This window comes from Ornithinimicrobium sufpigmenti, from assembly GCF_004322775.1.
GTDB lineage: Bacteria > Actinomycetota > Actinomycetes > Actinomycetales > Dermatophilaceae > Ornithinicoccus > Ornithinicoccus sufpigmenti.
The window spans coordinates 2,607,639-2,621,822 of record NZ_CP036403.1 but is presented as its reverse complement, the minus strand read 5'-3'; the positions used below and the strand labels follow the sequence as shown (position 1 = coordinate 2,621,822).

At 71.0% G+C, this 14,184-nt stretch carries 12 protein-coding genes and 1 tRNA gene; 9 read left to right on the top strand and 4 right to left on the bottom strand.

Annotated features, from left to right (window positions below; genetic code table 11):
• Positions 1-30 precede the first annotated feature (30 nt).
• The 7 genes from ESZ52_RS12010 (at position 31) to ESZ52_RS11980 (ending at position 5,448) form a co-directional block, all read left to right on the top strand.
• The gene (locus ESZ52_RS12010) at positions 31-1,311 is read left to right on the top strand and encodes a glutamate-5-semialdehyde dehydrogenase (protein ID WP_238154538.1); all 1,281 of its coding nucleotides are present in this window, start codon (positions 31-33) and stop codon (positions 1,309-1,311) included.
• 20 nt (positions 1,312-1,331) lie between these two features.
• Complete coding sequence (locus tag ESZ52_RS12005) at positions 1,332-1,547, top strand: hypothetical protein (RefSeq protein ID WP_131105133.1); 216 nt, start codon at positions 1,332-1,334, stop codon at positions 1,545-1,547.
• Positions 1,547-2,134, top strand: a complete 588-nt coding sequence (gene nadD, locus ESZ52_RS12000; RefSeq protein WP_131105132.1) for a nicotinate-nucleotide adenylyltransferase — start codon at positions 1,547-1,549, stop codon at positions 2,132-2,134. Before ESZ52_RS12005 ends, nadD begins: the two co-directional genes overlap by 1 nt.
• Positions 2,131-2,535, top strand: coding sequence for a ribosome silencing factor (gene rsfS, locus ESZ52_RS11995; protein WP_131105131.1), 405 nt, complete (start codon positions 2,131-2,133; stop codon positions 2,533-2,535). Before nadD ends, rsfS begins: the two co-directional genes overlap by 4 nt.
• 36 nt (positions 2,536-2,571) lie before the next feature.
• Positions 2,572-3,207: a histidine phosphatase family protein gene (locus ESZ52_RS11990; protein WP_131105130.1), complete on the top strand. Its 636-nt coding sequence runs from the start codon at positions 2,572-2,574 to the stop codon at positions 3,205-3,207.
• A 62-nt stretch (positions 3,208-3,269) separates the two neighbouring features.
• Positions 3,270-3,342: transfer RNA gene (locus ESZ52_RS11985), tRNA-Ala, on the top strand.
• A 288-nt stretch (positions 3,343-3,630) separates the two neighbouring features.
• Positions 3,631-5,448, top strand: coding sequence for an L-lactate permease (locus ESZ52_RS11980; protein WP_131105129.1), 1,818 nt, complete (start codon positions 3,631-3,633; stop codon positions 5,446-5,448).
• Positions 5,449-5,557: 109 nt separating this feature from the next.
• Here ESZ52_RS11980 and glcF read toward each other — a convergent pair whose 3' ends face one another.
• From glcF to aceB, 4 genes are all read right to left on the bottom strand, one after another.
• A complete protein-coding gene (gene glcF, locus ESZ52_RS11975; RefSeq protein WP_337590170.1) occupies positions 5,558-6,973 on the bottom strand; it encodes a glycolate oxidase subunit GlcF in 1,416 nt (471 codons plus the stop codon).
• A gap of 2 nt (positions 6,974-6,975) precedes the next feature.
• Positions 6,976-8,223, bottom strand: coding sequence for an FAD-binding oxidoreductase (locus tag ESZ52_RS11970; RefSeq protein WP_131105128.1), 1,248 nt, complete (start codon positions 8,221-8,223; stop codon positions 6,976-6,978).
• Positions 8,223-9,785 (bottom strand): FAD-linked oxidase C-terminal domain-containing protein, encoded by a 1,563-nt coding sequence (locus ESZ52_RS11965; protein ID WP_131105127.1) that lies wholly within the window; start codon positions 9,783-9,785, stop codon positions 8,223-8,225. The genes ESZ52_RS11970 and ESZ52_RS11965 overlap by 1 nt, the downstream gene beginning before the upstream one ends.
• A 120-nt stretch (positions 9,786-9,905) precedes the next feature.
• On the bottom strand, positions 9,906-11,525 hold the full coding sequence (aceB, locus tag ESZ52_RS11960; RefSeq protein WP_131105126.1) for a malate synthase A: 1,620 nt from the start codon (positions 11,523-11,525) through the stop codon (positions 9,906-9,908).
• Between the two features lie 85 nt (positions 11,526-11,610).
• Between aceB and ESZ52_RS11955 the strand changes: the two genes are divergently transcribed.
• Both ESZ52_RS11955 and lepA read left to right on the top strand, forming a co-directional pair.
• Positions 11,611-12,042: a GNAT family N-acetyltransferase gene (locus ESZ52_RS11955; protein ID WP_131105125.1), complete on the top strand. Its 432-nt coding sequence runs from the start codon at positions 11,611-11,613 to the stop codon at positions 12,040-12,042.
• 90 nt (positions 12,043-12,132) lie between these two features.
• Positions 12,133-14,061, top strand: a complete 1,929-nt coding sequence (gene lepA, locus ESZ52_RS11950; RefSeq protein WP_131105124.1) for a translation elongation factor 4 — start codon at positions 12,133-12,135, stop codon at positions 14,059-14,061.
• The last annotated feature ends 123 nt before the right edge of the window (positions 14,062-14,184 follow it).

The window sequence follows — 14,184 nt, the reverse complement described above, 5'->3', positions numbered from 1 at the left end:
ACTGACCCGCTGGAACGAGGAGAAGTACTGATGAGCACCATCGCCCCCGACGTCGTCGACCAGGTCCACGCCGTCGCCCGCCGTGCCCGCGTCGCCGCCCGCGAGCTGGCGCTGCTGACCCGGGCGCAGAAGGACGTGGCGCTGCTCGCGCTGGCCGACGCGATCGACGCGGCCACCGCGGCCGTGGTCGCCGCGAACGGCGAGGACATCGAGCGGGGCGAGACCAACGGCCTGCCCGTCAACCTGATCGACCGGCTGCGGCTGGACGAGGCGCGGGTGCACGCGGTCGCGGGCGCCCTGCGCGAGGTCGCGGCGCTGCCCGACCCGGTGGGAGAGGTGGTGCGCGGCTCGACGCTCGCCAACGGTCTGCAGCTCCGCCAGGTGCGGGTGCCGATGGGCGTCGTGGGGATGATCTACGAGGCCCGCCCCAACGTGACCGTCGATGCCGCCGGCCTGGGGCTGAAGAGCGGCAACGCCGTCATCCTGCGCGGAGGCTCCGCGGCGGCGTCGACGAACGCCGCGCTGGTCGAGGTCATGCGCCAGGGCCTGTCCGCGCAGGGTCTCAACCCGGACGCGGTCAACCTGCTGGCGGAGGGCGGGCACGACGCCGCTCGTGCGCTGATGACCGCGCGCGGGCTGGTCGACCTCGTCATCCCACGCGGGGGAGCGGGGCTGATCCACACGGTGGTCACCGAGTCGACGGTGCCGGTCATCGAGACCGGCACCGGCAACTGCCACGTCTACGTCGACGCCAGCGCCGAGACCGGGATGGCGGTGTCGATCGTCACCAACTCCAAGACCCACCGCACCTCGGTGTGCAACGCGGCCGAGTCGCTCCTGGTCCACCGCGAGGCCGCGGAGCGGGTCCTGCCGGCGATCATGGACCAGCTGGCCGCCGCGGGGGTCACGGTGCACGGCGATGCGGAGATGCAGCGCTACGCCGAGGCCGCGGGTGCCGCCCACGTGCCGGTGACCGACGAGGACGACGACACCGAGTTCCTGTCCCTGGACATCTCGGCCCGGGTGGTCGACGACCTGGACGCGGCGATCGCGCACGTCCAGGAGCACACCAGCGGGCACACCGAGGCCATCGTCACGGCGGACCGGGCCGCCGCCCGGCGGTTCACCACCGAGGTGGACGCCGCCGCGGTCCTGGTCAACGCCTCGACCCGGTTCACCGACGGCGGGGAGTTCGGCTTCGGCGCCGAGATCGGCATCTCCACCCAGAAGCTGCACGCGCGCGGACCCATGGCGCTGCCGGAGCTGACCACCACCAAGTGGGTGGTGGAGGGGGACGGGCAGATCCGTTGAGGGCAGGTAGAGTGGCACCCATGTCTGAGCCGAGCCTGTTCGCCGCCGAGGGTGGCCACGCGATCGTCAACCAGCTGCCGTTCCCCCCGATCATGTTCGGGGTCATCGCCCTGGTGCTCTTCCTGGCCGCGCTGGGTCTGCTCTGGTCCTTCCGCAACAGCCTCGCCCTCGACCCGCACGGGCTGGCCGAGGGGCAGCACGACCCGGACACCGCCCGGGGCACCAGCGCGCACTGATGCGACTCGGAGTGATGGGTGGGACCTTCGACCCCATCCACCACGGCCACCTGGTGGCCGCGAGCGAGGCGTCGCACCTCCTCGGCCTCGACGAGGTCGTCTTCGTGCCCACCGGCAAGCCCTACAAGAAGGACGTCACCCGGGTCAGCCCGGCCGAGCACCGCTACCTGATGACGGTGATCGCGACCGCCTCCAACCCGCGCTTCGCGGTGAGCAGGGTCGACATCGAGCGCCAGGGCCCCACCTTCACCCTCGACACCCTGCGCGACCTGCACGCCGAGCGGCCCGACGACGAGCTCTACTTCATCACCGGCGCCGACGCGCTGGCCGAGATCCTGTCCTGGAAGGGTGCCGACGAGCTCTTCCGGCTGGCCCACTTCGTGGGCGTCACCCGGCCCGGGCACGAGCTGTCCGGCGCAGGGCTTCCCCAGGACCGGGTGACGCTGCTCGAGGTCCCCGCCATGGCGATCAGCTCCACCGACTGCCGCGACCGGGTCAACGACGGCGAACCCGTCTGGTACCTCGTGCCGGACGGCGTCGTCCAGTACATCGGCAAGCACCACCTCTACCGGGAGAACATCACGTGAGCGCCACCCCCCGCGCCGTCGAGCTGGCCCAGGCGGCCGCCGCCGCGGCCCACGACAAGCTCGCCTCCGACGTCGTCGGCCTCGACGTCTCCGCCCAGCTGGCCCTGACCGACGTCTTCGTCATCGCCTCGGCCCCCAACGAGCGGCAGGTCGGCGCGATCGTGGAGGCCGTGGAGGAGCGGCTGGCCCAGCTCGGGACCAAGCCGCTGCGCCGCGAGGGCCAGCGTGAGGGCCGGTGGGTGCTGCTCGACTTCGGCGACATCGTCGTGCACGTCATGCACAGCGAGGACCGGGAGTTCTACGGTCTGGAACGGCTGTGGAAGGACTGCCCGCCCGTGGTGCTGCCGGACGGCGACGCGGACGGCACCGCGCCGGGTGCTGCTGCGCCCGGTGTGGGCTGAGCGTCGTGTCGACCTCGGCTGAGCGGGCCTAGGGGTATGCGGCGCGTCATCGTCTGGCGGCACGGGGAGACCGAGCAGAACGCGGCGGGGGTCTACCAGGGGCACCTGGACTCCGCGCTCTCGGTGCGCGGACGGGAGCAGGCCGCCCAGGCCGCCGCGGCGCTCACGCAGCGCAGTCCCGCCCGGCTGGTCAGCAGCGACCTGGCCCGGGCCGCCGGCACCGCCGACGCCCTCGCCGAGGTGAGCGGGCTGCCCGTGGAGACCGACGCCCGGTGGCGGGAGATCGACGTCGGCCAGTGGCAGGGCATGCGCCATGCCGACGTGGTGGCGCTCCACCCCCAGGTGATGGACGCCCTCGACCGGGGTGAGGACGTGCGGCGCGGGGGCGACGGTGAGACGGTCGCCGACCTGCAGCGCCGTGCCCGCGCCGCCTTCGACGACCTGGTCGCCACCCAGCAGGAGGGGGAGACGGTCGTGGTGAGCACGCACGGGCTGGCCAGCCGGGCGCTGGTGGCCGACGTCGTGGGGCTGAGCTACCGCCAGGCGTGGCTGTCGCTCGTCGGCCTGCGCAACGCCCACTGGGCCGAGCTGGTCGAGCACCGGACGGGGTGGCGGCTGGAGGTCTGGAACGCCGGCGTGGGTCCCAGCGTGGGCAGTGTCACAGACCGCTGACCTGCGCCGGGACCCGATTTGGTGAAAGACCTGGGGCCTGGGTAAAGTGATCCAGTCCTCACGGGGCTGTAGCGCAGTTGGTAGCGCACCTCCATGGCATGGAGGGGGTCAGGGGTTCGAATCCCCTCAGCTCCACCGGACGAACGGGCCGGGCACCGACAAGGTGCCCGGCCCGTTCGCATGCCCGGCCCGGTCGCAGCCAGAGGCAGAGAGGGCAAGGCAGGTGCAGGCCGAGGGGCAGGGGTGGGGCCGTGAGGGCAGGTGGGCGCGTGATGCTGCAATGGGCCCTCAGGTCCGGGAGGCTGCGCCTCATCGGGGCGGGTGCTTGACGGCAGCCGTCTGAGCAGAGATAGTTTGCGCGAACCATCACCCGATCTGTGTCGATCCGCGGCAGGGCGCGCCCCTGCCGGGAAGGATGTCAACGTGGACAGCCTTGCAGTTCTCAGTCTCCTCGCGATCGCCCCGATCGTGGTGGTCGGCGTGCTGCTGGCCGGCTTCCGCTGGCCCGCCAAGTACGCCATGCCCGTCGGTTACGTCATCACCGTCATCATCGCGCTGTGGGTCTGGGAGATGCGGCCCGGCGCGGTCGCCGCAGCGACGATCGAGGGCCTGATCGTCGCGGTGACCCTGCTCTACATCGTCTTCGGTGCGCTGCTGCTGCTCTCGACGGTGATCGCCAGCGGCGCGATGAGCACCATCCGCGCAGGCTTCACCGCGATCTCCCCGGACCGGCGGGTCCAGGCGATCATCATCGGCTGGCTCTTCGGCTCCTTCATCGAGGGCGCCTCCGGCTTCGGCACCCCCGCCGCGGTGGTCGCGCCGCTGCTGCTGGCCCTGGGCTTCCCGGCCATGGCCGCCGTCATGGTCGGGCTCATCATCCAGTCCACGCCGGTCTCCTTCGGCGCCGTCGGCACCCCGATGATCGTCGGCGCCGGGCAGGGGTTGGCGGGCGCCCCCGGGGTGGAGGCGCGCGAGGCCGAGCTGGGGATGACGCACATGGAGTACGTCGCGCACATCGCCAGCCAGGTCTCGCTCATCCACGCCATCACGGGTCTGCTCATCCCGCTGCTGCTCTCGGTCTTCCTCACCGGCTTCTTCGGCCAGCGCCGCAGCTTCGTCGAGGGTCTGAGGATCTGGCCGTTCGCGATCTATGCCTCGCTGGCGATGACCGTCCCCTACGTGCTCGTGGCCTTCCTCGCCGGGCCGGAGTTCCCAGCCCTGCTCGGTGGGTTGATCGGTCTGGCGCTGGTGATGTTCACCTCCAGCAAGGGCTTCCTGATGCCGAAGGAGACCTTCGACTTCGGCCCGCGGGCCAGCTGGGAGGAGCGGTGGATGGGCAAGCTCGACACCGACCACCTGGCGGAGATCGGCAAGCGGAAGATGGGCACGGTGACCGCGTGGACGCCCTACGTCCTCATCGCCGTCCTGCTGCTGGCGACCCGCCTCATCGACCCGCTGCAGAGCTTCCTGACCAGCGACAACCCGGCCATCACGCTGCCCTTCACCGACCTGCTGGGCACCGGCATCTCGACCACCTGGCAGTGGCTCTACAGCCCTGGCACGGTCTTCATCATCACCTGCCTGATCACCTACGCGGTGCACAAGATGAACGGTCGGCAGATCCGGGAGACCTGGACCGTCGCGGGCAAGCAGATCCTCGGCACGGCGGTGGCCCTGCTCTTCGCGGTCCCGCTGGTGCGGATCCTGATCCGCTCCGGGGCCGAGTTCACCGAGTCGGGGCTGGCCTCGATGCCGGTCACCCTGGCTGAGGGCGCAGCGACCATCGCCGGGGCCAACTGGCCGCTGATCAGTCCCTGGATCGGTGCGCTGGGCGCCTTCGTGGCCGGCTCCAACACGGTCTCGAACCTCACCTTCGCGCTCTTCCAGTTCTCCACCGGCGAGCAGATCGGCGTGCCGCCGGAGACGGTGGTCGCCACCCAGGCGGTCGGCGGCGCCGGTGGCAACCCGGTCGCGATCCACAACATCGTCGCCGCGTCCGCCACCGTCGGTCTGCTCGGCCGAGAGGGTGACCTCATCAGAAAGACCGCCCTGGTCACCTTCTACTACTGTCTGACGGCCGGCGTCATCGGCTACTTCATGATCTACGGTGCCGGGCTCGCCGGGATCATCCAGCTCGTGGTGCTGCTGGCCATCCTGGTGGGTGCCGTCTTCTGGATGCTGAGGCGGGAGAAGAACCTCGTCACCCGCGAGCGCCAGGGCGCCTCGGCCCTTTCCGACTGAGGACCCGACAGGGGCCCGGCACCTCTATCAGGAAGGTGCCGGGCCCCTGTCGCGCCGGGAGCTGGACTGCGTGTGACCGGACCAGCGCCCGAGCCGGACGACCCCGTGGTCAGACGAGGGGCTCGCCCCTGAGCGAGGCGTCCAGCACCACCGCGGTGTGCACGAAGGGGATCGGCCGGCCGGCGCGCTCGAGGGCCTGGTTGATCTGCATCAGGCACCCCGGGTTGGCGGTCACGAGCAGCTCGGCACCGGTGCTCAGGATGTTGGCGGCCTTGCGGTCACCCAGCTCGGTCGCCGGCTCAGGGTTGAGGATGTTGTAGACGCCGGCGGAGCCGCAGCAGATCTCGGCGTCCGGGATCTCCTTCAGGCTCACTCCCGGTATGCCGCTCAGCAGCTTCCGCGGCTGGCTGACCACCTTCTGGGCGTGCCGCAGGTGGCAGGCGTCGTGGTAGGCCACGACGACCTGCCGACCGCCCGCGGTGACGGGGTGCCGGGTGGCGACGGGACCCAGCTCCGTGAGGATCTCGGACAGGTCCCGGACCCGCTCGCTGAAGGCCCGGGCACGGTCGGCGTAGTCCGGGTCGTCGGCCAGCAGATGGACGTAGTCCTTCATGCTCGACCCGCAACCGGCGGAGTTGACCACGATGTGCTCCACCCCGGTCTCCTCGAAGGTGTCGATGAGCCGGCGGGCGAAGCTCATGCCCTCGTCCTCGCGGCCGGTATGGACCGACAGCGCGCCGCAGCAACCCTGCCGGACGGGCGCGATGACGTCGCAGCCCTCGGCGGCCAGCACCCGCACGGTCGCGGCGTTGACGTCGCCGAAGAACTCGCGCTGCACGCAGCCGGTGAGCATCCCGACGACCGCGCGGCGGGGCCCGACCGCCGGCGTGCGCTCCGGCACGCTGACCCGGGGACCCAGCCGCGGAGCCAGCGACTGCATGACGTCCAGCTGCGGGCTGACCTTCTTGACCAGCCCGGTGCGCTCGACCATCCGCAGCGCGCCGGTGCGCTGCGCCAGGCGCAGCGGGGCGCGCAGCACCCGCAGCCGCTTCGGGTAGGGGAAGAGGTTGAAGATCAACGTGCGCAGCGCCCTGTCGTGCGCCGGCCGGTCGGCCCGTCGCTCGACCTGGGCCCTGGTGGCCTCGAGGAGCCGGTCGTACTGCACGCCCGACGGGCAGGCGGTCACGCACGCCATGCAGCCCAGGCAGGCGTCCCAGTGGTCGACCATCGACTGGGTCAGGGGCGAGCCCTCGACGCCGGCCTTCATCAGGTCGATGCGACCGCGGGGGCTGTCCATCTCCTCGCCCCACAGCTGGTAGGTCGGGCAGGTGGTCAGGCAGAAGCCGCAGTGGACGCAGTCGTCCAGCAGGTCGGGGCTCGGCGGGCGCAGCGCGTCGAAGGCGGGCTCGGCCAGGACGTCGGACCGGTCGCCGCGCACGGTCGGCATCCCGAGGTCCACGGGCCGGCCCATCGGGGGCATCTTGCCCGCCTGCACGAAGGTGGGGGTGATGCGCTGGTCAGGCATGGCTACAGGCCTCCTACAAAGCGTCCGGGCGCGAGGGTGCGGGTCGGGTCGAACTCGGTCTTGACCCGCCGCATGAGGTCGATCGCCGGCACCGGGCCCCAGACGTCGAGCGCGGCCTTGAGGTCCGGCGGGGCGTCGAGGACGATGGTCGAGCCCCCGTGGTGGGTGCTGGTCGTGCGGACCGCGTCGAGGGCGGCGGCCGCGGCGCTCGGGTCTGCGGCTGTACCGTCGGCCGAGGGCATCGCGGCGTGGAGCACGCCGGTCCCCGCCGAGCCGGTGACCGTCAGCCCCTGCCGCGTCGCCTCGGCGACGAGATCGGGTATGCCGGACAGCACGGCCGTGGTCTTGAGCAGCACGGGGCGGCACTCGCCCTCCCGGCCGGGCAGCCGGCCCCACCAGCCGGGCGGTTCGGGGGAGGCCTCGGGGTCATCGGCGCCGAGGGAGCGGAGCTCCTCGACCAGGGTCTGGGCGCGGGACTCGCACCCGGCGACGGTGCCGCTGAGCAGCGTGCCGATCCGGGCCTGCTCGCCCGGGACCGCGTGCACCTCGAGCGCGTGCGGCACCAGCTGGGAGTGGGTGACGTGCTGCAGGACGTCGGCCAGCCGCTCGGCCGGCACCGCGGCCTCGACCCACAGCTGCTGGTCGGGGAGGGGGTGCAGCCGGACGGTCACCTGGGTGAGGACCGCGAGGGTGCCGTAGGACCCGGTGAGCAGCTTGGCCAGGTCGTAGCCGGCGACGTTCTTGACCACCTTGCCGCCGGCCTTGGCGATCGTCCCGTCCGCCCGCACGAAGCGCACCCCGATGACCAGGTCCCGGATCGCGCCGGTCCACATCCGCCGTGGGCCACCCAGGCCGGTCGCCACCGCACCGCCCAGGGTCGAACCCTGCGCCAGGTCGTCGACGACCAGCTGGTGCCCGCCCTCGGCGAGCTGCTCCTGGAGGCGGGAGAGCGGCATACCGGCCCCGGCAGTGGCGATGAGGTCCCCGCGGGAGTGCTCGACGAGCTCGTCCATCCCCGTGGTGTCCAGCACCACGTCGACACGCTCCGGGGGACGCCCCCAGGTGAGCTTGGAGCCGTGACCGCGCACCACGACGGCGAGGCCCTGCTGGTGGCAGGCGCGCAGGAGCGCGGACGTCTCCTCGGCCGAGGCAGGGTGGGCCACCACCTGCGGCAGCACGCCGTCGACGTGGTCCGCCTCGGTGGCCTGCTCGACCCGGCAGGTCGCCGACAGCGACTCGTGCAGGCTCATCAGAAGATCTCGGCCAGGCCGGCCTGCTGCGCCGGGTGGGCGTCCTGCCGCACGCGTGGACGCTCACCGCACAGCCGCGGCGTGGGGTAGATCTTGCCCGGGTTGGCGATGCCCTCGGGGTCGAAGGCGCAGCGCACCAGCTGCATGGTGTCCAGGTCGTCGTCGGTGAACATCCGGGGCATGTACCTCGCCTTGTCCGAGCCCACCCCGTGCTCGCCGGTGATCGAGCCACCGTGCTCGATGCACAGGTCCAGGATCATCCCCGAGACCGCCTCGGCGCGTTCGGTCGCGCCCTCCTCGGCGGCGTCGAAGAGCACCAGCGGGTGCAGGTTGCCGTCGCCGGCGTGGAAGACGTTGGCGACCCGGACCCCCTTCTCCCTGCTGATCTCGCCCATCCGGCGCAGCACCTCCGGCAGCGCCGTGCGCGGCACCACGCCGTCCTGGACGATGTAGTCGGGGGAGATGCGGCCCACCGCGGCGAAGGCGGACTTGCGGCCCTTCCAGATCTCGGCTCGCTCGGCGGCGTCGATCGCCATCCGGAACTCGAAGGTGCCGGCCTCGCGGCAGATCCGCTCGACCTCGGCATACTCGTGCTCGACCTCCTGCGCGGCGCCGTCGAGCTCGACGACCAGCACGGCTCCGGCGCCCTCGGGGTAGCCGCAGCTGACCGCCCGCTCCGCGGCCTCGATCGCCAGGGCGTCCATGATCTCGATCGCGGCCGGCACGATCCCGGCGGCGATGATCGCCGACGTGGCGGCGCCGGCCTGGTCGGTGGTCTCGAAGCCGGCGAGCACCGTGCGCACCTCCTCCGGCAACCTGGTCAGGCGGACCACCGCGCTGGTGGCGACGCCCAGGGTGCCCTCGGAGCCGACGAAGGCGCCGACCATGTCGTAGCCGGGCGCGTCGGGGGCCTCGGTCCCGAGGGTGACCTGCTCACCCGTGGGCGCGACGACGTCGAGGGACAGCACGTGCCCGGAGGTGAAGCCGTACTTCAGGCAGTGCGCGCCGCCGGAGTTCTCCGCGACGTTGCCACCGATCGAGCAGATCTGCTGGCTGCTGGGGTCCGGCGCGAAGTAGTAGCCGTCGGGGGTGGCGGCCTTGGTGACCTGCAGGTTGATGACGCCCGTGTCCACGACCGCGCGCTGGTCGGCGCGGCGGAGCTGGTGCAGGGTGCGCAGCCGGCTGGTGACGACCAGCACGCCCTCGGCGTGCGGCAGGGCGCCACCGGAGAGGCCGGTCCCGGACCCGCGAGCCACGAACGGGACGGCGTGCCGGGCGCAGGAGCGCACGGTCGCGGCGACCTCGTCGGCGTTGTCGGCCAGCACCACCAGCGCCGGGGTGACGCGGTATGCCGCCAGCCCGTCACACTCGTAGGTGGCCAGCTGGGCGGGGTCGGTGAGCAGCCGGGCCTCGGGGATGACGCCGCGCAGCTCGCGCAGCACCTCCTGGACCCGCTCGCCCCCGTCGGAACCCGCGTCTGCGGGGCGTGCCGGGTCCTGTTGTGCCTGGTCCTCAGCCGCGTCGTCCGAGTCCAGTCCTCGCACGTGTGCGTCTGCCCTCATCACTGGACCTCCTTGTCGACAGGGCATCACTGTAGATGGTCTGACACCAGGATGCGAGGCACCCCCGGGGGTGGCCTCGCGGCCGCCCCCGGAGACGTCAGCCCGGCGTCAGTGCCCTCGTCAGGGCATCTCCTCATAGGCCGGGACGGTGAGGAAGTCGGCGTACTCGTCGGCGACCGCGACGGCCAGGAAGAGCCGCTTGGCCTCCTCGTAGTTGGACGCGTCACCGGGCAGGGTGGTGACCACCTCGTCGACGAGCCGCTCGACGAGCTCCTGGGTGACGACCTCGCCGGTGTCGGTCAGCGTGATGTCGTTGTTGATCCACTGCCAGACCTGGCTGCGGGAGATCTCCGCCGTCGCGGCGTCCTCCATCAGGTTGTGGATGCCGACCGCGCCCCGGCCCGTGAGCCACGTCGCCAGGTACTGCAGGCCGACGTCGATGTTGGCCCGCAGGCCCTGCTCGGTCACCTCACCGGGGGTGGCCTTGACGTCGAGCAGGTCGGCGGCGGTCACCTGCACGTCCTCGCGCGTGTTGTCCACCTGGTTGGGCCGGTCGCCCAGGACGCGGTCGAAGACGTCCAGGCAGGTCTGCACCATGCCGGGATGGGCGACCCAGGAGCCGTCGAAGCCGTCCTCGGCCTCGCGCTGCTTGTCGGCGGTGACCTTCTCGAACGCAGCCTTGTTGACCTCCTCGTCCTTGGAGGGGATGAAGGCGGCCATGCCGCCGATGGCGTGCGCGCCACGCTTGTGGCAGGTGCGCACGAGCAGGTTGGTGTAGGCGCGCATCATCGGGGCGGTCATCGTCACGGCGTTGCGGTCGGGCAGCACGAAGTCGCGGCCGCGGGTGCGGTAGGTCTTGATGATGCTGAACAGGTAGTCCCAGCGGCCGGCGTTCAGGCCCGCGGAGTGCTCGCGCAGCTCGTAGAGGATCTCCTCCATCTGGAAGGCCGCGGGGTAGGTCTCGATCAGGCAGGTGGCGCGGATCGTGCCGCGGGGGATGCCCAGCGCGTCCTGGGCGATGGTGAAGGCGTCGTTCCAGAGCCGGGCCTCGAGGTAGTGCTCCATCTTGGGCAGGTAGAAGTAGGGGCCCTTGCCCGCCTCGAGCTGCAGCGTGGCGCTGGCGCACATCGAGAGAGCGAAGTCGACCAGCCCGCCGGAGGTGCGCTCGCCGTCGACGGTGATGTGCTTCTCGTCCAGGTGCCAGCCGCGTGGCCGCATGACGATCGTCGGCAGCTGCGCCTGGTCGGTCGTCTTCAGGGCGTACTCCTTGCCCTCGGGGGAGGTGAAGGAGATCGTCCCGGCGATCGCGTCGCGCAGGTTCATCGGACCCTCGACCACGTTCTCCCACAGGGGGGTGTTGGCGTCCTCCTGGTCGGCCAGCCAGACGCGGGCCCCGGAGTTCATCGCGTTGATGGTCATCTTGCGGTCGGTCGGCCCGGTCATCTCGACCCGGCGGTCGACCAGGCCCGGCGCGTGCTCGGCCACCCGCCAGCTGTCGTCCTCGCGGATCGAGGCAGTCTCGGGCAGGAAGTCCAGGTCCTCGCCGTCGGCGATGGCCCGCACCACCTCCTGACGCGCAGCCAGGCGCTCCTGGCGGCGGGGCTCGAGCTCCCGGTGCAGGGTCGCGATGAGCTCCAGCGCCTGCCGGCTGAGGATCTGCTCGTAGCCGGGCTTGAGCGCGCCGGTGACCGCGACGCCGTCGGGCAGATCGAGGCTGGGGGTCTGGGACGGGTCGGTCATGACAGTCTCCCTAGGGGTTGATTCCGCATGGTGGAAAGAAAACACCGTTGTGTGGACATCCTACGCGATGGTCTATCGTGACGGTGTGGCCTCTCATGAGATCGTCATCACTGCCGATGACCGCCCCAGTCGCGAGGAGCTCGTCGGGCTCTACGACGCGGTGGGCTGGAGCACCTACACGACCGATCCGGACGTGCTCGAGGCCGCGATCGAGGGGTCCACCCACGTGGTGACGGCGCGCTACAGCGACGACCTGCTCGGCCTGGCCCGGGTCATCTCCGACGGAGCCACCATCGCCTACCTGCAGGATGTGCTGGTCCGTCCCGAGCTGCAGCGGGAAGGGGTCGGCAAGGCCCTGGTCGACGCCGCGATGGCGCCGTTCACCCACGTGCGCCAGCAGGTGCTGCTCACCGACGACGAGCCGGGCCAGCGCGCCTTCTACGAGTCGCTGGGGTATGCCGAGATCCGCGACCACGGAGAGGGCCGGCTGCGCGCGTTCGTCCGGTTCGTGGACTGATCGCTCGCGCCGGGGCGAGCCCGGCCCCGGTCCGTGGGACACTGGCAGGACTGCCCAGGCTCACCGCATACCCCGAGGTCGTAACCCAGCGTGTCTCCCCTTGCCCACCCGAACACGGTGCCCCAGCCGGCGTCCACCCCGCCGGAGCGCATCCGCAACTTCTGCATCATCGCTCACATCGACCACGGCAAGTCGACCCTGGCCGACCGGATGCTGCAGGAGACCGGTGTCGTCGACCAGCGTCAGATGCGTGCCCAGTACCTGGACCGCATGGACATCGAGCGTGAGCGCGGCATCACCATCAAGAGCCAGGCGGTGCGGATGCCCTGGGCGACCGCGACGAAGGAGCCTGGTCGCCCGGAACACGAGGGTGTGCAACCGCAGGGAGCTCGTGGCGGTACCAGTACCAGTACGTACATCCTCAACATGATCGACACTCCGGGGCACGTGGACTTCACCTACGAGGTCAGCCGCAGCCTGGCCGCGTGCGAGGGAGCGGTGCTCCTCGTCGACGCCGCGCAGGGGATCGAGGCGCAGACTCTCGCCAACCTCTACCTGGCCATGGAGAACGACCTGACGATCATCCCGGTGCTGAACAAGATCGACCTGCCCGCCGCCCAGCCGGAGAAGTACGCCGAGGAGCTCGCCGGGCTCATCGGCTGCGACCCGTCCGAGGTGCTCAAGGTCTCGGGCAAGACGGGTGAGGGCGTCCGGGAGCTGCTGGACACGATCGTGGAGCTGATCCCGGCGCCGCAGGGCGATGCCGACGCGCCGGCGCGCGCGATGATCTTCGACTCCGTCTACGACACCTACCGCGGCGTGGTCACCTACGTCCGCGTCATCGACGGCGACCTGTCGCCGCGCGAGCGGATCGTGATGATGTCGACCAAGGCCACCCACGAGCTGCTGGAGATCGGTGCCATCAGCCCGGACCCGATCCCGTCCAAGGGGCTGGGTGTCGGTGAGGTGGGCTACCTGATCACCGGCGTCAAGGACGTGCGGCAGTCCAAGGTCGGCGACACCGTGACCGGTGAGCGCAACCGGGCCACCGAGGCGCTGGGCGGCTACAAGGAGCCGCGCCCGATGGTCTTCTCCGGGCTCTACCCGCTCGACGGGTCGGACTACCCGATCCTGCGCGACGCGCTGGACAAGCTGAAGCTCAACGACGCCGCGCTGGTCTACGAGCCGGAGACCTCGGCGGCCCTCGGCTTCGGCTTCCGCGTCGGCTTCCTGGGCATGCTGCACCTGGAGATCGTCCGGGAGCGCCTGGAGCGCGAGTCCAACCTCGAGCTGATCTCGACCCTGCCCAACGTGGAGTACGACGTCCAGCTGGACGACGGGTCCGCCGTCAAGGTGACCAACCCCAGCGAGTTCCCTGCCGGTCGGGTCGCCTCGATCACCGAGCCCATCGTGCGGGCCACGATCCTGGCGCCGAGCGAGTTCATCGGGGCGATCATGGAGCTGTGCCAGAACCGCCGCGGCACGCTGCGCGGGATGGACTACCTGTCCCCGGAGCGGGTGGAGATGCGCTACACGCTGCCCCTGGCCGAGATCGTCTTCGACTTCTTCGACGCGCTGAAGTCCCGCACCCGCGGTTACGCCTCCCTCGACTACGAGCCCGACGGGTCTCAGGAGGCGGACCTGGTCAAGGTGGACATCCTGCTCCAGGGCGACACCGTCGACGCCTTCAGCGCGATCGTGCACCGGGACAAGGCCTACGCCTACGGCGTGCAGATGGCCACCAAGCTCAAGGAGCTCATCCCGCGCCAGCAGTTCGAGGTGCCGGTGCAGGCGGCCATCGGCTCCCGGGTCATCGCCCGCGAGACCATCCGCGCCATCCGCAAGGACGTCCTGGCCAAGTGCTACGGCGGTGACATCAGCCGCAAGCGCAAGCTGCTGGAGAAGCAGAAGGAGGGCAAGAAGCGGATGAAGATGGTCGGCTCCGTCGAGGTGCCGCAGGAAGCCTTCATCGCCGCGCTCTCCCAGGACGGCGTCGGCGCCGAGAAGACCAAGAAGTGAGCCACGCCTCCCACCCCCGACAGGACACGTCACAAGGCCCGACAAGACACGTCGAAAGGCCCGACCGGACACCCGAAAAGGCGCGACCGGACACGCGTCCGCAGGCGCCGGCCGGTCACTACG